We start from the raw sequence: 24,170 nt of genomic DNA on the forward strand, positions 1-24,170 counted from the left end.
ATAGAATTAATAAATTTTAAATATCCGAAACAAATGTAACAATTTCACACATAGTGGCATTAAAAAAAGTGACTAATTTTAATTAAATTAGTCACTTTGATTGATATTTTATTTTTATCGCTTATTTATTAATTCCCATCTCATATAAAGCAAACGATATCAGATCCGCATTTTCGCTGATCACCTGATCTGTTGCTCTTCCTGCTCCATGGCCTGCATTTTTCTCAATTCTCAGCAGAATCGGATTTTTACATCCCTGCTTCTCCTGAAGCTCTGCCCCGAATTTAAACGAGTGGGCCGGAACCACCCTGTCATCATGATCGCTGGTAATAATCATTGTGGAAGGATAGCAGGTTCCCTTTTTTACATTATGCACCGGAGAATATGATTTAAGATATTCAAACATTTCTTTGTTATCCTCTGCCGTTCCGTAGTCATATGACCAGCCTGCACCGGCCGTGAACTTATTGTATCTCAGCATATCCAGTACACCAACACCCGGGAAAGCCACTTTAGCAAGGTCCGGACGCATGGTCATGGTAGCGCCTACCAGCAGACCTCCGTTTGATCTTCCTGATAATGCCATATATTCCTTTGAAGTATACCCTTTGCTCTGCAGATATTCTCCGGCAGCAATGAAGTCTTCAAAAACATTTTTCTTCTGCATTTTTGTCCCTGCATCGTGCCATTTTTTACCATATTCACCGCCTCCACGGATGTTTGGAACTGCATAGATTCCTCCGTTTTCCATCCAGATCGCATTGACTACCGAGAACGCAGGCTGAAGGCTGATATTGAATCCACCGTACGAATAAAGGATGGTAGGATTTTTACCGTTAAGCTTGGTTCCTTTCTTATAATTGATCATCATCGGAATTTTGGTTCCGTCTTTTGAGGTATAAAATACCTGCTCGGAAACATAATTATCCGGATTGAATTTCACTTTCGGCTTCTGATACACCTCTGATTTCCCTGAATCTGCATTAAATTTATAGGTTGTTCCCGGCGTAATATAGTTGCTGAAAGAATAGTAGAGTTCTTTTTCCTCTTCTTTTCCACCAAAACCGCCGATATTTCCTTTTCCGGGAAGAGTAATTTCCCTTACCAGCTTTCCTGTTTTATCGAACTGCTTCACCTGATCGATCGCATCAATCATGTAGGTTGCAAAGAAATATCCGCCACCTGAGGAAATTCCCAGAACATTTTCTGTTTGTGGGATTACATCTTTCCAGGTATCCGGGGAAGGATTCGTGATGCTTGTTTTTACAAGACGCATATTCGGTGCATCTTTATCGGTGAAGATAAACAGGTCATCGCCCTGGGTATCCACGATGCTGGCATTAATATCAAAACCTTTTACAATCTGAACAAAATCACCTCCTTTCTTTAAGTCTTTAATATATAATTCGTTACCGTTTGTTGCATTCGCAGCTGAAACAATCAGGTATCGCTGGTCTTCAGAAACACCGGCTCCGATATATCTTCTCTGGATTTTTTCACCACCGAAGATCAACTTGTCTTCTGTCTGCTTTGTCCCTAATTTATGGAAATAAACTTTATGTTTATCCGTCATTCCGGAAAGTACAGTTCCTTCTTTCGGCTTATCGTAACTTGAATAATAGAAGCCTTCATCACCCTGCCAGGAGATGCCGCTGAATTTTACATCAACCAGCGTCTCATCGATCTGCTTTTTAGTCACCGCGTCTATGATGATGATCTTATTCCAGTCGCTTCCGCCTTCAGAAATAGAATACGCTGCAAGATTGCCTTTTTTGTTGAAAGACAGATTGGAAAGTGAGGTGGTTCCTTTTTCGGAGAACTTGTTCGGATCCAGAAATACATCTGTTGTTTTCGTCTTGTTGTTGGTTCTGTATAAAACAGACTGTGCCTGGAGGCCGTCATTTTTATAATAATAGGTATAGTCCCCTTCTTTGAAAGGCGCTGAAATTTTTTCGTAATTCCAGATATCTTTCAGCTGATCCTTGATCTTGTTTCTGAACGGGATCTTTGAAAGGTAATTCTGGCTGTATGCCACTTCTTCATCTACCCACTTCTTTGTAGCATCAGAATCATTTTCAAGATCTCTGAATGGGTCGGAAACCGCATTTCCGAAATAGGTATCGGTCTGGCTTCCTTTTACTGCCTTAGGATAATTCATTTTTTGAGCATAAAAAGTTGCTGAAAAAAGAACTCCAGCAGTTAATAAAAATGGTTTAAAATTCATAATCAAGGGTTTTATCAAAAATACATAAAGTATGTGACATAAAAAAAAGCCCTGACAACAGAGCTTTTTAATTTATTATATTCATTTTATTTCGATCCGAAACTTTCAAAATAAAAATCCGTTAATCCTGAAACTATTTCATCAGGACTGCCACTCCAATAGTATATTTTTCCGCCTTCGTTCAGTTGGTATAAACTGAATTTCTGTTCTGTTTCTACAGTTTTACTGGCATTTTTAAAATCCTGGACACTCTGAACCAGGTATTTCTTCAGCTCCTCCGGCTTTACATTTTTAATATCACCTGTTGGGATATCAGAGAATTTTGCTGGAACTTTGAAGCTCACCGAATACGTGACTTCAGCAATTTTCTGGTCTTCAATATGTTTGTTCTGAACAATTTTCACTTCTTTAATCGTCAGTTTTCCGGTTTTGAAATTACCCATCATGGCGGTAAAATAATCTTCCGCTTCTTTTCTGCATGCATCGGCTGTTGTTTTGGAAAAGGCAGACAAAAAATTGTCAGTACTTTCCTTCATCATATCCCGGGACATCGTGCTGAAATCCACCTGGTAAGCCGTCTCACCTTCTACGGTAGGCCTTAAATAGTCGTTCAGCCTGTTCAAAACAGCGGTATCATTATTGACAAAAGTTCCGAAGTACATTTCAAAAACTTCCTTCGGGCTTTTTACTTCGGTCTGTGCCGAAAGGTTCTGTCCCATTATTCCCAGCAAAACCAGTACAATAAATTTAAATAATTTCATAATGCATATTTTGTGTGATGTAATCCAAAAAAAAGCCCTTGAAAACTCAAGAGCTGATATATTTGTTTTTTAATAATTGTCTTCTTCTCCCTTCATCTTTTCTGCATTCTCTGCCATGATCACGGCATCTATCATTTCAGCAATATCTCCGTTCATGTAGGCATCCAGGTTATAGATGGATTTGTTGATTCTGTGATCCGTTACCCTTCCCTGAGGATAATTGTAGGTTTTGATCTTTGCAGAACGGTCTCCTGTAGAAACCATGGATTTACGCTGTGCTGCGATATCTCCCTGAACTTTCTGCAATTCTATATCGTAGAGCTTCGTTCTCAGCATTTCCATCGCCAGCTCACGGTTAGCCAGCTGGGAACGGGCCTGCTGACATACCACTACCAAACCTGATGGCTTGTGCGTCAGCTGAACTTTGGTTTCAACCTTGTTTACGTTCTGACCTCCGGCTCCTCCTGAACGTGAAGTCTGCATTTCTATATCTGCAGGATTCAGTTCGAAATCAACTTCTTCTGCTTCAGGTAGCACGGCAATCGTGATGGCAGAAGTATGAACCCTACCCTGTGATTCCGTTTCAGGAACCCTTTGTACACGGTGAACCCCGGATTCAAATTTCATAATTCCGTAAACACCTTCACCTTCCACCTTCATAATCAATTCCTTGTAGCCTTTTGCCGCTTCATTGGAATCTGTTACTTCATGTCTCCAGCCCTTCGTTTTGAAATACATCGTATACATTCTGTAGATATCTTCCACAAATATAGCCGCTTCATCACCTCCTGTTCCGGCACGTAATTCTACGATAACATTTTTATCATCGGCAGGATCTTTCGGGATCAACAGTACCTTCAGTTCTTCTTCAAGGCCTGGCAATTTAGCCTGAGCTTCCAGCTTTTCTTCTTTGGCAAGATCCACAAGGTCCCTGTCTGAACCGTCAGCAATGATCTCGTTAGATTCTTCAATAGCATCCAAAGCGCCTTTATACTGGTCATAAACCGCTACAATTTTACCCAAATCACTGTATTCTTTGTTCAGAGAAGAATATTTTTTTTGATCTGAAATCACATCAGGCTGTATAATAAGATCGGCAACCTCATTATATCTTTGTTTAATAGCTTCTAGTTTTGGAATTAATGATTTAGACATTCTGCAATTTTTGAGAGTGCAAAGATAAGGATTATTAATTCAAAACTCCATGTCATTTTTTTAAAGCATAAGTATTTAACCTGAATTCCGGTGTTCTGACATCAGGATTTGATACAGTTAAAGATTTCTCTCGCAGATTTGGCGGATATTGCAGATTTTTCAACCATAGATTTTACAAAGATTGAGTTGTATGACTGTGACTAATCCGATCTATATTCTTTATTACGGCTTGTTTTTAAAGAATTTCCTGTTAATTCCGTATAAGATGATTGGTTTGTATTTTTTTAAACATTAAGAAGAGTGAAGGAGATAAGTATAGTTAAGAGAAAATCTAAAGATTTTTCATAGCCCTTAAAGCGAAGCTCAGATTAATATTCTTAAACACTTAATAAAAATCTTAATGGTTTAATTTTTTATCACCCGCAGATTTTTAGCATGATAGATAAAAATCTTTGATTTTTTAACTTAGGTGTACTTCTTCTGCGTCATTCATGGAACTTCAAAATTTATTAAGTGTTAAAAATCTTTTGCGCCTTTTGTGGTTATTTTTATTAAACCACAGATTTTTAATGGTGGTGTTTTATATTGTGAGAAACCTGATTTCTATCTTCTTTATTGACCGTTTTTAAAGAATTTCCTGTCGATTCCGTATAAAATCAGTCCGAATGCTACAATTCCAAGGCCGATAATACTTTCCTTAGGGTTATGGATGAGCGTAAAATACAGAATATAGAGGCTGAAAAGCAGGAAAACCGAGGGAAAGATATAGAATACATTGGATTTAAATATTTTCCGCTGATCTTTTTTAAGAAAGAAAACGGTAGAAATGGAAAGACTGGCAAATAACTGAAGAATGAAAGCCGTATACACAAAGATTTCTTTAAAACTTCCTGTCAGAATAATGACGGAAGCAATCACTGCATGGGCAAAAATGGCCCTTACCGGAATTCCTTTTTTATTATTGACGGCAAGCGATTTCCACAGATGATTTTCCTTTGCAAAAGCCTGTGTGAGCCTTGAACCGACCCACAAATATCCGCTGATGGTGGCTATCAACTGTAAAGCAATAAAAACATTGACAATTTTCCCAAAGCTGCTCCCCAGCATATTCCGTGCTGCCTCACCCATCACATCCTCTTTGCCGGCCATCTGACTTACAGGTGCATGTTTCAGCATAATAAAATTAACCAAAAGATAGCTCACGGTCACAAAAACAGTTCCCAGGATCAAAGCCTTTGGAAGATTTTTCCGGACCTCTTTTATTTCACCTGCGATATAAGATGCAGAATTCCATCCGGTGTAAGAATAAGTAACAAAAACCAACGACGTTGCAAATGCTGGAAGCATGATTTCATCCTGCCAGCTTCCACTGAACTCCAAACTGTTTCCTGCATCAGATCCCGGCAACATCACGCCCAAAATAACCAGAATAATAATAAAAGCAATTTTGATGAAGGTGAAAAAATTATGAAACCTACTCGAAGTTTTAAGGCTGAACGATAAACTTGCCGCCACCAGAAAAATAACGGCGATGGCAAAGCCATTTCCAAAGCTGTAATTAAACGCGGAAAGGTATTTTGACATGGCGAGTGCCGCCAAAGCCACGGGAGCAGAAAACCCGATGATCAGTGAAATCCAGCTTACCAGATATCCAAATACGGGATGATAGGTTTCTTTGAGATAGATATAATCGCCACCATTCCCTTTGAAATAAGATCCCAGCTCAGCATAGCAGAATGCTCCGAAGAGGGCAAGAATTCCCCCGATGATCCACAACAGGAAAATACTGTAGGTATTGGTAATATCCGAAAGCTGAAAACCCAGGGTCGTGAAAATCCCGGTCCCGATCATATTCGAGACTACGATTGCTGCAGCGGTTTTCCAGCCTATCTTATGGGTAAGAGTACTCATTAACTGTTAAAAATTAAAGTTAAGCCTTCCGAAGAAGTAATTTCCAAGGGTTCCCATCTGAACCGGTGCGTATTTAAATACTCCGTAATATGAGTTTTCATAAATCTGGCGGTCCGGAAACACATCAAAAGCATTGTTGGCTCCCACAGTCAGGTTTATATTTTTCGTAATGTCATAACCTATACTTACATCCGTAACTACTTTAGGAGAAAATTTCTGAACCTTTCCGAATGGATAGCCATCTCTGATGACCTGGCCAAAATACGTATTTCTCACCATGAAATTGAATTTTCCGATGGCATAATTCAACCCCAGTGAAGCTTTGGTCTTGGGAGACAGGGTCTCTATGATGTTGATCTGGTCCGGCCCGAAGAATTCATTTTGCGCCGGCACCAGCTTTTCAGGAAAGTGGAAGTCAGTAATTTTAGTTTCCGTATAGTTTCCGGCCAAATTGATATTTAAATTTCCTCCACCTAATTTCCAGTCGTAAGCGATAACCAGGTCTATCCCTTTGGTTTCCGTATCTATCGCATTGGCAAAGAACCTTCCGCTTTCTACATTGTACGGCTCCAGTCTGGGGTCTGTAATATTGCTGGTGATCACGATCCTGTCTTTTACTTTGATCCAGTATCCGTCCACCGTAACAGAAAGTCTGTTCACCGGCTTCAGCGTGAATCCTGCACTGGCGTTCACTGAAGTTTCCTGCTTAAGCTTATCAAATCCAAGTGCGCGGGCCGCATCACTATCATTCCTGAAAATACCTTTGGTGACAATTCCGGAGCCTGAAGTTGCAATATCTGCGTAGGAATTGTTAAAATACTGCTGTTGGAGTGATGGCGCTCTGAAACCCGTTCCTATAGCCGCTCTCACCGCATAGTTTTTTACAAATTCATATCTTACGGCCAGTTTTCCATTCAGGGTATTTCCAAAATCCGAATAATTTTCAAATCTTCCGGCAAGGTCTATGTTTAATTTTTTAGCCAAATCATAAGATATATCCGCATATACGGCTGTCGAGTGTCTGGATTTTTTCAGGGCATTATCAGGAGAGAACCCGATAAACGACTGTGATCCTCCATTTCCTTCCACTACAGATCCCGGACCGGCAGGATTTCCATTCACATCGTACCTCGTATAAGAGGCTTCATCTCCGGGTTTGATCTGGTACTGTTCAAAGCGGAATTCTCCACCGAATGCAATATTAAACTGATTCAGATTTTTAGAAACATCAAGATTTACCGTATTCTGAAGAAAACTGTGCGCTCCTGCATAGAAATTTGTAGGGGATTTTGCTCCTAATGAAGCATTATTGGTATTGTTTACATTATAATTGAAGGTATTGCTTCCGAATGTATTGCTTAGATCTACCAGCCAGTTGTTCACATTATATTTGGCTCCCACAGCATAGGAAAAATCGTAGATCTGGGATCCCAATGAAGCCTGAAACCCGTTTGGATAAATGGATTCTACAACATTGGATTTTTCACCCGGCAGCCTTCTGAACCCAAAGCCTTTTCCTTCTTTAATGCTGAATCCCCCAAAAGAATAAAGTTTGATGCTTTCACTTAAAGGATACTCCGAATTGAAAAACAGCTGAGCCTGTCTGATCTGCGCATCCCCGATCTGGAAATTAAAATCATCACGGGTCAGCCCTCTTTCAGCCAGTTTCTGATCATCAGCAGCTCTTGCAGCAGAAGGATCAGCAGCAAACTCATAGGCAAAATTATCCCCGAAAATATCCAGATCATGATTCTGGGTTCTTGTTGTTTTTCCCCTGTGGCTGAGCTGTAAGGAAAGGTTCACGTAAGAATCTTTTTTTCCCAGCGAAGAGCCGTAATTGATGCCGGCCTGGTAGGTTTCGCCATCATTTCTTCCACTGATTCCGTAAGAAGCTGATGCTGATGCACCAATATCTTTTTTCAGGATGATATTCACCACGCCCGCAATGGCATCAGAGCCGTACTGGGCTGCAGCGCCATCCCTCAATACTTCAATCCGGTCAATAGCAATAACGGGAATTGTACTGAGATCCGTTCCTACAGACCCGTTTCCAACGGTGTTCTGATAATTAACCAGGGAAGTGGTATGTCTTCTTTTTCCATTAACCAGCACCAGAACCTGATCCGGCCCCATGCCTCTTAACGTGACAGGATCAATATGTTCCGTACCATCTGAAGCGGACTGTCTTACCGAATTAAATGACGGAATCACATAATTCAGAAGATCCTGAACTGTAGTCTGCGGCGCAGATTTCTGCAATTTTTCTATGTTGATAATATCTACCGGAACCGGTGTTTCCAGCTTTGTTCTCTTTGCATTCCGGTTTCCTACGATCACTACATCTTCAATCTGAGTTCCTTTTTCCTGCTCCTGTGCGTTCACCAAAACCGCTCCCAGAAGTATCACAGACAGGCTTAATTTTTTCATCTTTGTCTTATAAATTAATAATAATATCCCCCGCGGACCTCATCCGCAGCTAAAAAAGACTTCAAGAAATGGAATTGTTGTCAGAATATTGACTTTCTCATCTTCCCCGTCAGCGGGTTGGAATTAGCACCTTTACACTTTTTAGAGACGTGCAGGTTGCTAAGGTTTCATAGGGCCAAATCCCTCCACCTTTCTTGATAAATCTACTGCAAAAGTAGACTAATATTTTGAATTAACCAAAAGCCTGCTTACAACATAAGGCATCTCGGAAATCTGTAGTTAAAAAAAATCTGCGTTATCTGCAAAGTCCGCGTGAGATATCTTAATAAAAACAGGCTTATTCTTTTGTCTTAAAACAAAAGAATCAAAAATTCAAGACTGGAAACTTCCGCTAAAAATAAATCCTGTTCTCTAAAAATTCTAAAACTCGTGCGGATTTAACAGTACTGCTTCGGTACAGTATTTGTGCCGCACTCAAACAGTAGAATTTTCTTAACGTTCACAGGATTAATTTTCTTAACGCTCCATTTTCCTAAGTCGGTTTCTCACTACCATAAATTACTCACAGATGGCTTTTCGATTTACATAAATATAGCAGATGTATCGGGATGTTTGCGTATATTTTTTAACATTAGGTTTTTAAAGCTCTTGTCACTTTTACGGTTAAGCTTTTTAACTACAGATGGCATAGAGTTTAACAGATAATTGCGTTGAATTTAATATTATAAAATTAATTGGTTTGCAAACCAGCAGCCTGCTTACAACATAAGCATCTCGAAAATCTGTAGTTAAAAAAAATCTGCATTATCAGCAAAATCCGCGTGAGATATCTTAATAAAAACAGGCTTATTCTTTTGTCTTAAAACAAAGAATCAAAAATTCAAGACTGGAAACTTCCGCTAAAAATAAATCCTGTTCTCTAAAAATTCTAAAACTCGTGCGGATTTCACATTGCTGCTTCGACACATTATTCGTGCCGCACTCAAACAGTAGAATTTTCTTAACGTTCACAGGATTAATTTTCTTAACGCTCCATTTTCCAAGTCATTTTCTCACTATTGTAAAAATTATCCCAGACAAAATCTTATGTCAATCTGTGGCTTTTATGGTAAAAATAAACAAGGGATAATTTTCATTACCCCTTGATTTTATATTATTTAATAATCATCTTCTGAATTGCAACTCCCGTCTCAGAACGAAGATGAACCAGGTAGGTTCCCGGTGGGTAACCTGCTTTTAATTCATGGGTTCCGCTTTCCTGATTGAGTTTAAACGAATCCATTTTTTTACCGCTCATATCATAAATGGTGATTTCCCCGTTTTTAGCCTTGTGATAGATTAATTTGGCTAAACCGTTCTTTACAGGATTATCTGCAATCTGAAGTGACAGTTTATGTGCAGCATTTACATCAACCGTTGAAAGTGCTCCGGAATAATTTCCGAAAATCCTGAATTCTCCCGGCTGCAGGGTAATTGGCGCTGTTGTGGATACGATATTTGAAATGGAATTATCCATCAGGTTCTGCCATTGCCCGGCATAAGGAAAATAGGGTACCACATTCTGAGCTGCGGTGGTATAATTAGCCAAAACTACTACATTTTTCATTCCGTTGATTGCTGCATCATACACATAAATCCTGGTAATTAATCCGTTTGGATCATTCGTAAGGTTATTGGATTCAATGCTGTATGTTTTTGATTTGAATACCAGATTGGCATTTCTGATGTTGATTATTTTAGCCCAGGTATCATAAATGGCTTTTCTGTTGGCATTGGTATCATATCCTAAACTAAAAGCTACCGGTTTTTCATCGGTACGGCATGCACTATTGATGGAACCGTCTGCGCACCTGTTGATGCTGAATTCGTAGCCCAGTTCCCCAAACTGCCAGATCATTTTCGGGCCGGGGATTGTGAAAAATGTAGCCCCGAAAGCTTTCATTCTTTCAAGCGCCGTATTAAGGTTCGTTACGGCATAACCTCCGTTCACCGCACCATACGCAAGGTTTTTAAACATAAGTCTTTCTTCATCATGACTTTCACCATATCCCACTGCGTGCATATTGGTAAAACCATGGAGACTGTGATTCATCCTGTCATAATTGCTGTTTTCTACATAGCCCATGGTATTCTGATTGTAGGGCTCGGTCTGTTTATTCCAAAGCATCACTCCTTTTCCTTCTGCAATTCTATAGTTGGCCCACTGCTGTTCTTCCGCATCCGTTCCCAAATGTTCAAAGATCATATAAGAATTAGGATCAAGCGCCCATTGCCTGTCTGCATAATGTTTCAGAATATCTACCCTGTCCTGCTGATAAGCGTTGGTACAGTTTTCATCATTTTCAGAGCAGTTTTGGGTAAATCCTTTGGTTAAATCCCATCGGAAGCCATCAATATGGTATTCGGTAAGCCACTGCTGGAGGCATCTTTCAACGTAATATTGCGTTGAAGTGCTTGAATGGTTAAAATCATTAAACACATTGTATGAATGTTTCGGAACCTGATTGAAATAAGGATTGTTCGCGGCAATATCCCCGAAACCGTCTCCATCAGGATCAATATTCCAAAGTCTGGCCAGTGGAGAGCGCCCGGTTGCATGATTAAATGCTATATCGAGAATCACGGCTATCCCGTTCTGGTGGCACAGATCTACGAATTCCTTGAATTTTTCAGGAGTTCCGTATGCTTTGTCCAGTCCGTAGTGGAAAGAGGTATTATATCCCCAAGACAGATTTCCATCAAATTCCATGATAGGAAGAAGTTCAATCGCGTTGATATTTAAATTTTTCAGATAGGATATTTTGTTGATCAGCGACTGCCAGTTTTTTTCCTGCGTAAAATCTCTCAGCAGCAATTCATAGACTACCAGATTTTCTTTGGCCGGTCTCTGAAAGTTCGTTACCTGCCAGCTGTAAGGCGTCTGACCTGTTTTAAACATAGAAACCTCAAAGCTCTGACCTGCGGGAAAAGGCGGCAAATTCGGATAGGTAATGCCTGAGATCCACTGATCATCATAAGACGATAAAATCTGTGGTGAATAAGGATCAGCTACAATCTTCAGATCATTGGTCCTGTACTGGAATGTATACAGCTGCTGAGGCGTCAGCCCGTTCAATTCAATCCAGTAAAGATCCGGATTTGCAGTATCTCTTTTCATCAGGTAGGTATCATTCACAGCCCAGTTATTGAAACTGCCAATGACATGTACAAAGTTTTTATGAGGCGCATACAAGGCGAGGCCCACTTTTGTAGCATCAGCAGGATCGTAATTGATCCCCTGTCTGATCCAGCCCGGAATAGCTTCAGAAATTACATTTCTGGGAATCTGCAGCATAAATGTGGCATTCCTGGAATTAGAATTACCATCTGTTGCAATTAATTCCATATTGGCATCCTGAGTTACGGTATAAGTGTAATTATAAGACTGCGAAGCTGTTGTGGTTGAATTGATGACTGTTCCATTAGCCTTCAGCTGGAAAGTAGCATCCACATTTGTTGATGCGGTAATATTAATTGAATTTCCTGCCGGAACTGTCGTGAGGCTATTGGCGAGCGGATTGGTAAGATTCAGATTTAAAATACCGACATTGACAAAAATATCCGGCGAGGTTTGATGCGAGCCTGTTTTATCTTTTAAGAGAAAGCCAAACCTTCCGATCCCGGTTCTTCCGAAGAAAGCGGTTGGTGTAAATGTTAATGAGTAAGTATCCGCCGTAGCGTTGTAAGTAAATTTATTCAGGTCGTTGGAATTATTCCAACTGCCGTTGGTAGGACAATCCTGACTGTTCTGATAATTGGTGTCAAACGACCAGGACCAGATATATATGGAATTATCTGAAACGCCCCACGCTGTTTCGTCAATCTGGTTTCCGGGAACCGTTAATGTTATGGCATCCGTTTCATTGAACGGATTGGGTGCAATCGTATAGTTAATCTGTCCGAAAACAAGTACTGTGAACAACAGATAAACAATGGAATAAAACTTTTTCATTAAGTTATTTTTATCGAATATAGGATTAATTTTCTTTTTTACACTTCATTTTTTAGTGAAAAATTTATACAAAAAAGGCTCATGAATATATTTCCATAAGCCTTTCCGATAAAAGTAATTGTAATGAACTATTTTTTAATAAAATGTATTTTTTCAAACAACAAAGGGCTTTCCTGGAAAAGCCCCTGCTGATCAATCAAACGTATCCGGACTATTTTTTAATCAATTTCTTAGAAAAAATCTGTCCGTTCTTTAACTTTAATTCTACAATATAAATTCCATTTGGAAGTCCGTTCATATTGATCTGGTTATTCGAAAACTGGATATTGTTAAGCTTCTGGCCTACCATATTGATCACACTAATATTTTCAATTAATGCATCTGATTTCACATTTACGATCCCGTTTGTCGGGTTTGGATAGATTCCAATCGTTTCGGTATTTTTTATGATATCTGAAGTTCCCAGGGCAGCACCCGTTTTAATACATCTTACTGCGGAACCCTGACCTCTCATTGCTCCCGATGAAGGATTGGCAATGGTAGAACCAATATACAGGTATTTTCCTCCTGAGCCTGAGGTATCCGAACTCCAGAAATATCCTCTCTGGCCTGCAAAAGTAAACGCTCCGCTTGAAGAACTTCTGTATCCTGATGCCGGAAGTTTCAGGTGACTGTTAAAAGCTGTTCCCGGATTGGCAATATTTTCGGAATCTACAATACCGGTCCATTCTGCCTGTGAAGGCATCTTCCAGCCTTGCCCTACAGCCTTGCAGGGATCGGCTCCCACTGTACTGGTTACATTAGCAGGATTGGCAGCCGTCCATTTATCGGTCAGTGCAAAAACAGCCCACCATGATGTAGATCCGATGATAAATGCATTGGTTCCGGCCAGACCATCCGGTGTATTCGGTGATGTAGGTGCTGCCGTAGCTGAGCTTCTGAGCTGATGCCCGTCATCCCATCTTCCCCACTGGAAAAGATCTCCGTAAGCAGCTTCATCCCCCAGTGAAGTAGCTATCTGTGAACTTCCAAGGTTCTGCTGTAACCAGATGTTTCCGTCTGCGCCTCTTACTGTTGCATAAGTTACCTGCTGCCCCCGATATGTGAAAGTTACACAACCAACATCTCCCACGTTAGTGCCCGGATCTGTATTTGTACAGCCAGGAGGAACACCGTCCAAAGGTATTCTTTTTACTCTGGTTACATCTTCCGAATACGCCAGTACCAGATAATTATTGGCTTTGTCTATGGCAAGGTCATTAAACTTAGCTTCTCCGGCAGAAATAAAATCTCCGCCAAAAGTGATCCATTCCTGGGTAGCGCTATCAAATTTATACGCGGTATTTCTTAATAAGTTATCATTTTCAAAACGGCTGGCCACAATATAAGCCTGCCCTGACTGGGTAACCGCAATGGCAACATGCTGTACTCTTCCACTGGAGATATTTGCCTGCCCAAGCTGTATCCAGGCGGTTCCGTTAAATTTCTTCACATTTAATCGCTGTCCGTTTGCAGAACTGGACACGTACGCTACATACAGATTGTTATTTCCGTCTATGGCAATATCAGATGTGTACTGTTCTGATGAGGAAGCGGCATCCACGATACTTCCGCCAACCAATGTCCATGTATCGGTGGCTACTGCTGAAGTACTGTTCTGATACACCGTCACTCCTCCTGAAATATTGCAGGTATACACTTTGTCATTAGTTCCGATAACCATTTCAGCAAAGGAAGCTCCATTGGAAAAGCCTGTATTTCCTACCTGCTCCCAGGCTCCGTTCACGAAACGCTGTACCGTTCCTGAATTCTGACTTCCATAGGTAAACAGAACATTGGATGGAGAAACCGCAGAAGCATGATAGTTGGCCGAAGATTCCGTCGCTTTTGGAAGTTGTATCCATGAAGTTCCGTTAAACTGTCGGACTTCAATTCCGGATGCAGGATAGCCTGCCTGATTGGTATAAAAAATATTTCCTGCGTGATCAAGAGATAACGAGTTAAACGTAGCTGTTCCGTCAGTAATTCCTGCAGATCCTCCTACATAAGACCATGAATTTCCGTTGAATTTCTGCACGGAACCTTTACCCACAGAAGTATCATAGTAAGAAAGATAATAATTCCCGGTTTGATCCACCGCCAGATTATTATAACTGCTTCCTCCTGCCGAAACTCCCTGTGCGCCTCCTACATCTTCCCATTGCTGGGCATATAGCTCACTTCCTGCGATGGTCAGCAATGCTAAACCAACCCCTATTTTACGCATCGCAAAATGTAAATTTTGAAACATATTGAATATTATTTTTAATTATTCTAAATTTAATTTAATTTTGCGCAAAATTACTTCACATTCTTAACCGCGAGTTATCATTTTCAAACTTTCAGTTATCCGGTGTAAGGGTTTTTATTTCAAATTGTACCACCCCCGTAAAACGATTTCCTATGAAGAATCTCGCCAGGAGCGGATTGTTATTCAGTTCCGACCATATCAGGATCATCATGCAGGAAGACCAATACCCTGAAAAGTTTTCAAGACTACATATGATTGAAAGCAGGGCAAGTTTCAGCCTCCTTTTTTTGCTAAGTCCCAATATCAGACTGGAAGCTAATGACTGCGACACGAAATTTCTGTTCAGGAAGAACCAGTATATTCTTCATTATTCTTCACAGGAGAGTACGGCAGAGCTTTGGTCGGAAAACCAGGAAACCATCAAATATTTTCAGATCCAGATTAATTACCAGTATATCTTTAACCTCATCGATCCTGAGTCCAGCAAAGAAAATGCAGATATCCTGGAAAATATGATTCACAACAACTATATTTTCCTGCATCAGAAAACGCCGCCATATATGACGGTTGAAATGCATATGATTTTAAATGAGCTGATCAGTGATTCAAAAAAAGGGGTAATGCAGCGTCTGTTCGTTGAAGCGAAGATTATTAAGCTTCTCATTCTTATTTTTGAGCAGTTCAATGAAAAAAATGCAGTCCAGAAGGAACCGGGAACTTCTTTTATCATCAAGAAATTTATTGATGAAAATTACCATAAAAATATCCGCGCGGAAGATATCGGAAGTCTGACCGGGATCAACCAGAATAAAATCAGGAAAGAATTCAAGGCTCAATATCAAATGACTGTTGCTGAATATATTTCGGAGCTGAGAATGCTGAAAGCAAAAAAAATGATCATAGACCAGGGGATTATGATCAAAGAAATTGCTATTGAATGCGGCTACGAATATGTGCAGAATTTCACCCGTGCTTTTAAGAAGAAATTCGGTGTGTCGCCAGAGAAGCTGAGGAACGGATAGAAAACAGAAAAACCGCCTAAAAGATTAAGCGGTTTATATATGTTGTTTTGCTTTGATATTACTTTTTCAGAATTAAGGTGAAAAAGCAATGACAACTCATTAATGATGATGTCCGTGATCGTGTAGGAAAGGTCCGTTTCCTTTTGGCTGGCTGAATACTACTTCTACACCTTCCTGCTCATTAAGTTCTTTTCTTCTGATATCTTCAGGATCAAAAGGTTTAATTTTTCCGAAATATTCTTTCAGACCTTCCGTTAACCACATTGGGATTACCAATCCGAAGAACATGAAGATACACCAGAATCCTACTAAGAACATAATTATAAAGTATACTGTCCAAAGGAACTGGTAGAACGGCCAAAATGCTGATAAAATCGTTATCATTTCTCTTAAAGATTTTAGGCAAAAATAGGACTTTTTTGTGTTGTACACAAAGATACAAGCCCTATTTTTTTAATTTATTTTGATTTTAAACTAATTAGTGCGCAAGATCTGCGAAGAAATCGTTGCCTTTATCATCGGTGATAATGAATGCCGGGAAGTCTTTCACTTCAATCTTTCTTACGGCTTCCATTCCTAATTCCGGGAAATCTACGACATCTACGGAAACAATATTGTCTTTGGCAAGAATAGCTGCCGGTCCGCCGATGGAGCCCAGATAGAAGCCTCCGTACTTACCGCATGCATTGGTGACGTCTTTGCTTCTGTTTCCTTTCGCCAGCATGATCATGCTTCCACCATGGCTCTGGAATTCGTCTACATACACATCCATTCTTCCCGCTGTAGTAGGTCCGAAGCTTCCTGAAGCCATTCCTTCCGGCGTTTTTGCAGGTCCTGCGTAATAGATCGGGTGATTTTTGAAATATTCCGGCATTGGTTTACCGCTGTCGATGATCTCCTTGATTTTTGCATGGGCAATGTCTCTGGCAACGATCAGTGTTCCGTTTAATTTTAATCTTGTTTTGATCGGATATTTAGACAATTCTGCTAAAATTTCAGGCATTGGCTTGTTCAGATTAATTTCTACAGCCTCTTCCAGATGTGGCGGTGTATCCGGTAAAAATCTTTTCGGGTTTTCTTCCAGCTGTTCAAGGAAGATACCTTCTTTGGTAATTTTTCCTTTGATATTTCTGTCCGCAGAACAGGAAACGCCCATTCCCACCGGACATGAAGCTGCGTGGCGCGGAAGCCTGATTACTCTTACATCATGGGTTAGGTATTTCCCTCCAAACTGAGCTCCGATAGCGCTTTCCTGACAGATTTTCTGCACTTTCGCTTCCCATTCAAGGTCTCTGAATGCCTGTCCGGCCTCATTTCCTTCTTTCGGGAGATGATCGTAGTATTTTGCAGATGCCTTTTTCACCGCAGCAAGGTTGGCTTCGGCAGAAGTTCCTCCGATGACAAGAGCCAGGTGATAAGGCGGGCATGCAGCCGTTCCAAGGTCTGAAATTCTTTCCTTAACGAATTCTTCAAGAGATTTTTCGTTCAGTAATGATTTGGTCTTTTGGTACAGGAATGTTTTGTTTGCTGAGCCTCCCCCTTTAGTTAAAAACAGAAATTCATAATAATCTCCTTTTTTGGCATAAATATCAATCTGTGCCGGAAGATTTGATCCTGAATTCTTTTCTTCGAACATGGTCAGAGGAACCACCTGTGAATATCTTAGGTTTCTTTTCTGGTAGGTATTATAAATTCCTTTGCTCAGGTATTCTCCGTCATCTACTCCTGTGTAAACACTTTCCCCTTTTTTTCCCATTACAATGGCTGTTCCGGTGTCCTGGCAGGAAGGAAGAGCTCCTTCAACGGCCACAGCAGCATTCTGAAGAAGGTTGTAGGCCACAAATCTGTCGTTATCTGTAGCTTCCGGATCGTCGATAATTCTTCTGAGACTTTCAAGATGTGAAGAGCGGAGCATGAAAGAAACGTCTGCCATAGCCTCTTCAGCTAACAGCTCAAGTCCTTTTGGATCGATGGTTAAAATTTCCCTGTCGCCTAACTGCTCAACCTTCACATAGTCCGAGGTCAACTTTTTATACACCGTATCATCTTTCTGGATCGGATACGGATCCTGATATCTAAAATCCATTCAATTTTTGTTTGTGCAAAAATACGTCATCCCAAAAAAACATGAGTAAAATCACTCATCCGGATTGATATTTATAATGATTATAAATTGTGGGGTTGTGGGTTTATGGTTAACTTTATGAAATTAATTTATTCAACCAAAAACAGATTTATAAAAATTTCAATCACAATGAATTACAGAATCGAAAAGGACACGATGGGAGAAGTTCAGGTCCCTGCTGATAAGTTTTGGGGAGCCCAGACGGAACGTTCCAGAAATAATTTTAAGATCGGACCGGAAGGTTCTATGCCTCACGAAATCATTGAAGCTTTTGCCTATTTAAAGAAAGCCGCAGCGTATACCAACACGGATCTTGGAGTACTTTCCGCAGAAAAAAGGGATATGATCGCCAAGGTATGTGATGAAATCCTTGAAGGAAAACTTAACGACCAGTTTCCGCTGGTAATCTGGCAGACCGGATCAGGTACTCAATCCAATATGAACATCAACGAAGTGGTATCCAACAGGGCTCACGTGAACAATGGCGGGACTCTCGGGGATAAATCTGAAGTGCACCCGAATGATGATGTGAACAAATCCCAGTCTTCCAATGATACTTATCCGACTGCGATGCATATTGCGGCGTATAAAAAAGTAGTGGAAGTAACCATTCCGGCTGTTGAAAAGTTAAAAAATACGATTGCCGCAAAGGCAGAAGCTTTCAAAGATATTGTAAAGATCGGGAGAACCCACCTGATGGACGCCACTCCTTTGACCCTTGGACAGGAGTTTTCGGGTTACAAAGCCCAGCTTGAATACGGATTAAAAGCTTTAAAAAATACGCTTCCTCACCTTTCAGAACTGGCTTTGGGAGGAACTGCCGTAGGAACCGGACTTAACACTCCAAATGGCTATGATGTAAAGGTAGCGGAATATATTGCGAAGTTTACAAATCATCCATTCGTTACGGCGGAGAATAAATTTGAAGCCCTGGCTGCGCATGATGCCATTGTAGAATCCCACGGAGCACTAAAGCAGCTGGCTGTTTCTTTGTTTAAAATTGCACAGGATATCAGACTTTTAGCTTCCGGGCCACGTTCGGGAATCGGGGAAATTCATATTCCTGAAAATGAACCGGGATCTTCCATTATGCCGGGAAAAGTAAATCCTACGCAGAATGAAGCAATGACGATGGTTTGCGCCCAGGTTCTAGGAAATGACACGACGATTTCTTTTGCTGGAACGCAGGGAAATTATGAGCTGAACGTTTTCAAACCTGTGATGGCCTACAACTTCCTGCAGTCTGCCCAACTGATCGCAGATGCATGCATCTCCTTCAATGATCACTGTGCGGAAGGTATTGAACCGAATCATGATAGAATTAAGGAGCTTGTTGACAAGTCATTAATGCTTGTGACCGCTTTGAATACACATATCGGGTATGAAAATGCTGCTAAAATTGCAAAAACGGCTCACAAAAACGGAACTACCCTGAAAGAAGAAGCGGTAAACCTTGGACTTTTAACGGCTGAGCAGTTTGATGAGTGGGTAAAACCGGAAGATATGGTAGGAAGCCTGAAATAAAGTTTTAAAGAAAGGAGATGGAAGATCGGGAGCCGGGAAGTTGATATTCTCCTGATACATATTTGAAAAACCTCAGAAGTTCTGAGGTTTTTCTTTGTTAATAGTGTTAATCTATGAATATTTGTGTTTTTACCACCAAAGTCCTACCCCGAAAATAAGGGCTTTATCATTTTCAAAACGGTTGTCTTTAAAGAAGTTTCCAAAGTCTTTTTTCACGAAAATACTGAAGTCATTATAGGAAACCGTAAATTGCCCGCCGTAGATAAAAGGATTTACCTGGTAGTTTCCTCTTTCTCTCTGACTGATCCCGTCACCTTTGATAATGTTATTGGTTGACATTTTTACACCGCCATATACATTGGCTCCTATTTTTAATCCCTTGTGATAATCCCTGTACTGAACATCCATTCCTGCATTTTTCAATTTAGAAAAATTATACTGTATTCCCAGCGGCATTACAATGTATCCGGTTCTTAATTTACTCTTTGACAGGCTTTTATCAAAGTTGGCGAGATATATGTCTGCATTTATGTCCTTTGCAAAAAACATATTGTTGTCTATATTCAGGGTCCTCCATGAAAAGCCGATCCCAGAGATCAATCCCCAATGACTGGTTCTTCCGAACTGATAATTGAATTTCAGTCCGAATTCAAAATTTCCTGCATAGCCGAGGTTTTTATCAAGAGCGTTGTCTGCCTTGCTATTGGTGAGATTCATGATTCCATAGCTGATATATCCTCCAACGTCTTTGGTAGGACGGAATTTCTTCAACAGTTCTTCCTTCAGCTCTTCTTTAGACGTTACATCAGCATTAAGCAGGGAATATTTTACCTGTTTCTGAATTACAGTATCCAGATCAAATCCGAGACCTTCTATTCTTTGATCTATCTTTTCCGAATAACGGTCAGCAATCACTGCTTTCTGCTTATCAAATTCAGATCTTTCAAGGTTTTTCGCCTGAAGCTCCAGCAATTCGGTTTCCATGTTCTGCTTCTCTTCCTGGATGATCCCGTCTATTTTTCTGGCATACTCCTCTACTTTTTCCTTAACAATGGGACTTACTTCTGTATCTTCTTTTGACGGAAGGTTCAGCGTCAGTGATTTTTTCTGTGCATACACTGAGCCGGATAACAGGCACAGGCATCCCATCAGGATAAATTTCTTGATCATATCATTAATTTTTATTGTTAAAAAAAGGGTTATTTTCCGTTCAGGTCTATCGTAGCTACATTGCTTTCTTTAGTCTTCTGAATGATATCTTTATGCTCCACGGAAAAGAGCAGGGTTGAAGGATCTACGTATCTTTTCTTTTTCCCCATGTTCTTTGAAGAATCCTCCGTCTTAGCTATAATTCTTTCTATGGGAACCTGAGGAACAACCGGGGCTATTAAAGGGGCTTTTTCCTTTACAGAAACCTTGTGGACCTCCTCTGCCAAAGCTTTTGAAGCAGGAATCTCTTTATAGGCTTGAGAAGGTAAGATTTTAATATTTTCCTGTGTTTTAATCTGTTTTCCCTCAACAAAAGCCGGCTTTTCAACATTATTAACCTTTGCAGGCACTTTCTGCTGAACATTTTCCGGTCTTACGTTAACAATCTGGGGTTGAATATTTTCTTTTTCCCGGTTAAAAAATAGCACAAAACCTAAACCGAAGGCAAGGATTATACAGGCCGCGGCCATCATCCAGTTTACCTTTGATTTTGAAGGAGTTTCTGCAGTCTTTATTTCAATTTCAGACCAGAGATCTCTTGAAGGGGTGATCTCTCTTTCCTCTATCTGCTTCCTGATGCGTTGATCTAAATTATCTCTGAGCGTGTTCATTTTTCATTTTTTTTTGTTGTTGGAGATACAGTACCCTTAACTTCTCTTTTGCACGAAACAGCTGGGTTTTACTTACTGCTAAAGAAATTTTCAGCGTCTCTGAAATTTCCTGATGCGAAAACCCTTCCAGGACATATAGGTTAAAAACCATCCTGTAGCCATCCGGCAGCTGATCCAAAAGCTCCTGGGCATTAAAATCAAAGACGGGATCTTCATCATGAGTCTCTACCATAAAAGCGGGATTGATATCGTCAATATAAAAAACCGTTTTATGGCTTTTGATAAAATTGAGGCATTCATTCACGACAATTCTTCTGGCCCATCCTTCCAGGTTTCCATCTCCCCGGAACGTTTCAATGTGTTTGAAAATCTTACAGAACGCTTTGATCACGCAATCCTCTGCCTGATATAAGTCCGTGACGTAGCTTTTGGCCGTACTCAGGAATTTCTTCACATTCTGCTCATAAAAAATTTTCTGAGCAGCCGGATCCTGTTTTTTAAGGCGGCTTAGCAAGTCTTCTTTTTTATTTCCAAACAAAAGCTTCATGGTGGTCTGTTTCTACTCTAAAGACAATAAAAATGTAAAAAGGTTACACGAAAATGTTTTTTTTCTGAAATTTTAATTTATAACAAAAAAGACAGAAATAATTTCTGTCTGTATGTGATCATTATTAGATACCGGAAGGTGTGGAAACCTGGTCTGCAAAATACTGCTCAAGATCTCTCAGTGTTTCAGGGTTCGTCTGAATATCTTTTACCAGCTGGCCTTTATTTACCACTACAATCCGGTTACAGACTTCCGTGGTATGTGAAAGGTCGTGGCTGGAGATCAGAAAAGTAACGCCGTCCTGCTTTGAAAGCTCTTTAATTAAATTTTTAAGTTTAATCTGAGTGGAAGGATCCAGGTTGGCAAAAGGCTCGTCAAGGATCACAATTTCCGGATTTCCAATCACTGCTCCTATAATTCCTACTTTTTTCTGGTTTCCTTTTGATAAATCGCGGACATATTTTCCTGAATTAAGGATCTCGCCGTTGAAAAAATCGTGGAAAGGTTTTAAAAACTCGTCTACAGAAGCTTTATTCTGCCCTCTCAGCTCCCCGATGAAGTAGAAATATTCTTCCGGTGTCAGATAGCCAATCAGAAAGGTATCATCTACAAAAGCTGAGACTTTATTTTTCCAGGCTTCGGATTCATTGACTTTGATATCATCAATGCTTACAAAACCGGTTGTTGGCTGGATCAGGTCGAGCATAAGGCTGAAAAGCGTAGTTTTCCCTGCTCCGTTGTTTCCTACAAGACCAAATGTTTCTCCATTCGGAATTTCAAGATGTTCAATATTAAGAACGGTAGCCGTTCCGTATGTTTTGGATAAGTTATTAATAGTAATCATAGTTTAGCCTTTATTTTTAAATGCGTCCAGCGTACTGTACTTTTCTCTTTTGTATTGTTTTACGATAATATCGAATATTTTCTCCCTGAACATAAAGCCTGCAAGGCCCAGAACTGCAATGCTTGCCACTCCGGCTGTCATTCCGAACAGGTATTTTGAAACTGCAAAAACGCCCATGGGAAGAAGCATCTTAGGAATAAGAAGAAACATAGCTTTCAGATTAAAGCTGTTTTTCTGACCTATTCTTTTTTCCCTGGAGTTAAGATCGATCTGGGTTTTGTTAAATGCCCCTGACCAAAGGGTAAGCTGGGAATTCACCCCGATATTATAAATCCCTGCCGCAAAGAAGGTCAGATAAACCTCCCATCCGAAATAGGCGTAGAATAACGCCACAATAATTGATGCCGCTGTGATGATATTAATGAGCCACCATTTTGCTTTCAGATATTCTTTATATGGAACATTCAGCGTCATCATCAGCGGATAGTATGAGCTGTCGAAGGAAGGAACCCTCTGCCCGAACAGGAACTGAAAGCCACCTGTTACAAACAGTCCCATAAACATCATCATAGCCGGTGTTTTGTAAATTACGGAAGTATACATCAGCAAACCGTAAAAAAGGAAGAAAAAGCTTCCCATAAGGATACCTTTTGTTACTTTATTGCGCCGCAGCATTTTAATATCGTTATTGATAAATGTCCCGATAACGCCGTATTTATTCAGGAAAGCAATATTCTCCGTTTTACCGAACGTTTTTTTAGCTTCAAGCCCCTGATCAAGATAAAATTCCTGTCTTACATGGTTAAAAGTAATTTTCCATAAAGCTGCAAAAAGCACGACAGAAATCACAATGAAATATGGTCTTTCATAAAAATTATAGAAGAAATTTTCAGAATAGGAAAGTACAGGTACGATATTATAATACGCAAGACCTGCGGTTAAAGCAAAAATACAGCCTACAGCAATGGCAACCGTTTCTTTATTATTAAACAGAATATTGATAAAATTATTAAGATAAAACAATAAAGAAATCCCGACAAACCATGTTAGAACACCCAAAATGCTGTACCCATTGAACATGGCAATGATCGAGAAGGTAATAAAAAAGATGGAATTCAGCCAGCTTAATGCTGAAAGAAAGGTTTTGATCAGCATATAATTGACCAGCGTATTTTTGGGAATGTTCAAGGTCAGGAACGGCTTAATGTTCTGGGTCGGCATTTCCTGCCAGATGTATTTGAAGATCAGGTCTGCTGCCCAGCCGATGATTAAGAATTTTGAAACCACTTTCAGCGGATCCATATGCATTTCTTCCCGCACATAGAAAAATGCGGCAAAAGCACCGCCGGCAAGACATGCCGTAAAATAGAGAATCCCTATAAAACGAAGGATCTTCATGGCAAGGTTCACCCCTACAGAAGTACCGCGGAAAAAGCTTTTGATTTCCAGCCTGAGGAACTTTAGAAACATATTTTAGTTTTTTATATTAGTCAATACAATATAAAATATGTTACAGTTTTTTTTCAGGC

General features: G+C 40.2%; 16 protein-coding genes and 1 riboswitch. Of the genes, 2 read left to right on the forward strand and 14 right to left on the reverse strand.

The genetic code is table 11. The features are described 5' to 3' along the window. Positions 1-121: 121 nt before the first annotated feature. The 7 genes from B7E04_RS02335 to B7E04_RS02365 form a co-directional block, all read right to left on the reverse strand. Positions 122-2,158 (reverse strand): prolyl oligopeptidase family serine peptidase, encoded by a 2,037-nt coding sequence (locus B7E04_RS02335; protein WP_228439791.1) that lies wholly within the window; start codon positions 2,156-2,158, stop codon positions 122-124. 152 nt (positions 2,159-2,310) lie between these two features. Further along, a complete protein-coding gene (locus tag B7E04_RS02340; protein WP_080777204.1) occupies positions 2,311-2,985 on the reverse strand; it encodes a hypothetical protein in 675 nt (224 codons plus the stop codon). A gap of 69 nt (positions 2,986-3,054) precedes the next feature. Beyond that, positions 3,055-4,140, reverse strand: coding sequence for a peptide chain release factor 1 (gene prfA, locus B7E04_RS02345; RefSeq protein WP_080777205.1), 1,086 nt, complete (start codon positions 4,138-4,140; stop codon positions 3,055-3,057). A gap of 612 nt (positions 4,141-4,752) precedes the next feature. Then, positions 4,753-6,051: an APC family permease gene (locus B7E04_RS02350; protein ID WP_080777206.1), complete on the reverse strand. Its 1,299-nt coding sequence runs from the start codon at positions 6,049-6,051 to the stop codon at positions 4,753-4,755. Positions 6,052-6,057: 6 nt separating this feature from the next. Continuing rightward, positions 6,058-8,478, reverse strand: coding sequence for a TonB-dependent receptor plug domain-containing protein (locus B7E04_RS02355; protein ID WP_080777207.1), 2,421 nt, complete (start codon positions 8,476-8,478; stop codon positions 6,058-6,060). Between the two features lie 94 nt (positions 8,479-8,572). After that, positions 8,573-8,682: riboswitch (SAM riboswitch) on the reverse strand. Between the two features lie 949 nt (positions 8,683-9,631). Then, on the reverse strand, positions 9,632-12,469 hold the full coding sequence (locus B7E04_RS02360; protein WP_080777208.1) for an alpha-amylase family glycosyl hydrolase: 2,838 nt from the start codon (positions 12,467-12,469) through the stop codon (positions 9,632-9,634). A gap of 211 nt (positions 12,470-12,680) precedes the next feature. Continuing rightward, on the reverse strand, positions 12,681-14,759 hold the full coding sequence (locus B7E04_RS02365; protein WP_080777209.1) for a T9SS type A sorting domain-containing protein: 2,079 nt from the start codon (positions 14,757-14,759) through the stop codon (positions 12,681-12,683). Between the two features lie 152 nt (positions 14,760-14,911). Between B7E04_RS02365 and B7E04_RS02370 the strand changes: the two genes are divergently transcribed. After that, entirely contained in the window at positions 14,912-15,781 is an 870-nt protein-coding gene (locus B7E04_RS02370) for a helix-turn-helix transcriptional regulator (protein WP_080777210.1), read from the forward strand. A 99-nt stretch (positions 15,782-15,880) separates the two neighbouring features. Here B7E04_RS02370 and B7E04_RS02375 read toward each other — a convergent pair whose 3' ends face one another. Together B7E04_RS02375 and B7E04_RS02380 are read right to left on the reverse strand one after the other, a co-directional pair. Continuing rightward, the gene (locus tag B7E04_RS02375; RefSeq protein ID WP_185113286.1) at positions 15,881-16,165 is read right to left on the reverse strand and encodes a hypothetical protein; all 285 of its coding nucleotides are present in this window, start codon (positions 16,163-16,165) and stop codon (positions 15,881-15,883) included. Between the two features lie 94 nt (positions 16,166-16,259). Then, a complete protein-coding gene (locus tag B7E04_RS02380; protein ID WP_080777211.1) occupies positions 16,260-17,867 on the reverse strand; it encodes a fumarate hydratase in 1,608 nt (535 codons plus the stop codon). Positions 17,868-18,035: 168 nt separating this feature from the next. On the opposite strand from B7E04_RS02380, the gene fumC reads away from it, so the two are divergent. Beyond that, positions 18,036-19,430 (forward strand): class II fumarate hydratase, encoded by a 1,395-nt coding sequence (gene fumC / locus B7E04_RS02385; RefSeq protein WP_080777939.1) that lies wholly within the window; start codon positions 18,036-18,038, stop codon positions 19,428-19,430. A gap of 129 nt (positions 19,431-19,559) precedes the next feature. Here the strand turns inward: fumC and B7E04_RS02390 are convergent, their stop codons facing one another. From B7E04_RS02390 to B7E04_RS02410, 5 genes are all read right to left on the reverse strand, one after another. Continuing rightward, complete coding sequence (locus B7E04_RS02390; protein WP_080777212.1) at positions 19,560-20,600, reverse strand: outer membrane beta-barrel protein; 1,041 nt, start codon at positions 20,598-20,600, stop codon at positions 19,560-19,562. Between the two features lie 29 nt (positions 20,601-20,629). After that, complete coding sequence (locus tag B7E04_RS02395) at positions 20,630-21,250, reverse strand: hypothetical protein (protein ID WP_080777213.1); 621 nt, start codon at positions 21,248-21,250, stop codon at positions 20,630-20,632. Further along, entirely contained in the window at positions 21,231-21,797 is a 567-nt protein-coding gene (locus B7E04_RS02400; protein ID WP_080777214.1) for an RNA polymerase sigma factor, read from the reverse strand. The genes B7E04_RS02395 and B7E04_RS02400 overlap by 20 nt, the downstream gene beginning before the upstream one ends. A gap of 124 nt (positions 21,798-21,921) precedes the next feature. Then, on the reverse strand, positions 21,922-22,641 hold the full coding sequence (locus B7E04_RS02405) for an ABC transporter ATP-binding protein (protein ID WP_080777215.1): 720 nt from the start codon (positions 22,639-22,641) through the stop codon (positions 21,922-21,924). Between the two features lie 3 nt (positions 22,642-22,644). Beyond that, the gene (locus B7E04_RS02410; protein WP_080777216.1) at positions 22,645-24,111 is read right to left on the reverse strand and encodes a DUF5687 family protein; all 1,467 of its coding nucleotides are present in this window, start codon (positions 24,109-24,111) and stop codon (positions 22,645-22,647) included. Positions 24,112-24,170: the final 59 nt, after the last annotated feature.

The organism is Chryseobacterium phocaeense (assembly GCF_900169075.1).
Classification (GTDB): domain Bacteria; phylum Bacteroidota; class Bacteroidia; order Flavobacteriales; family Weeksellaceae; genus Chryseobacterium; species Chryseobacterium phocaeense.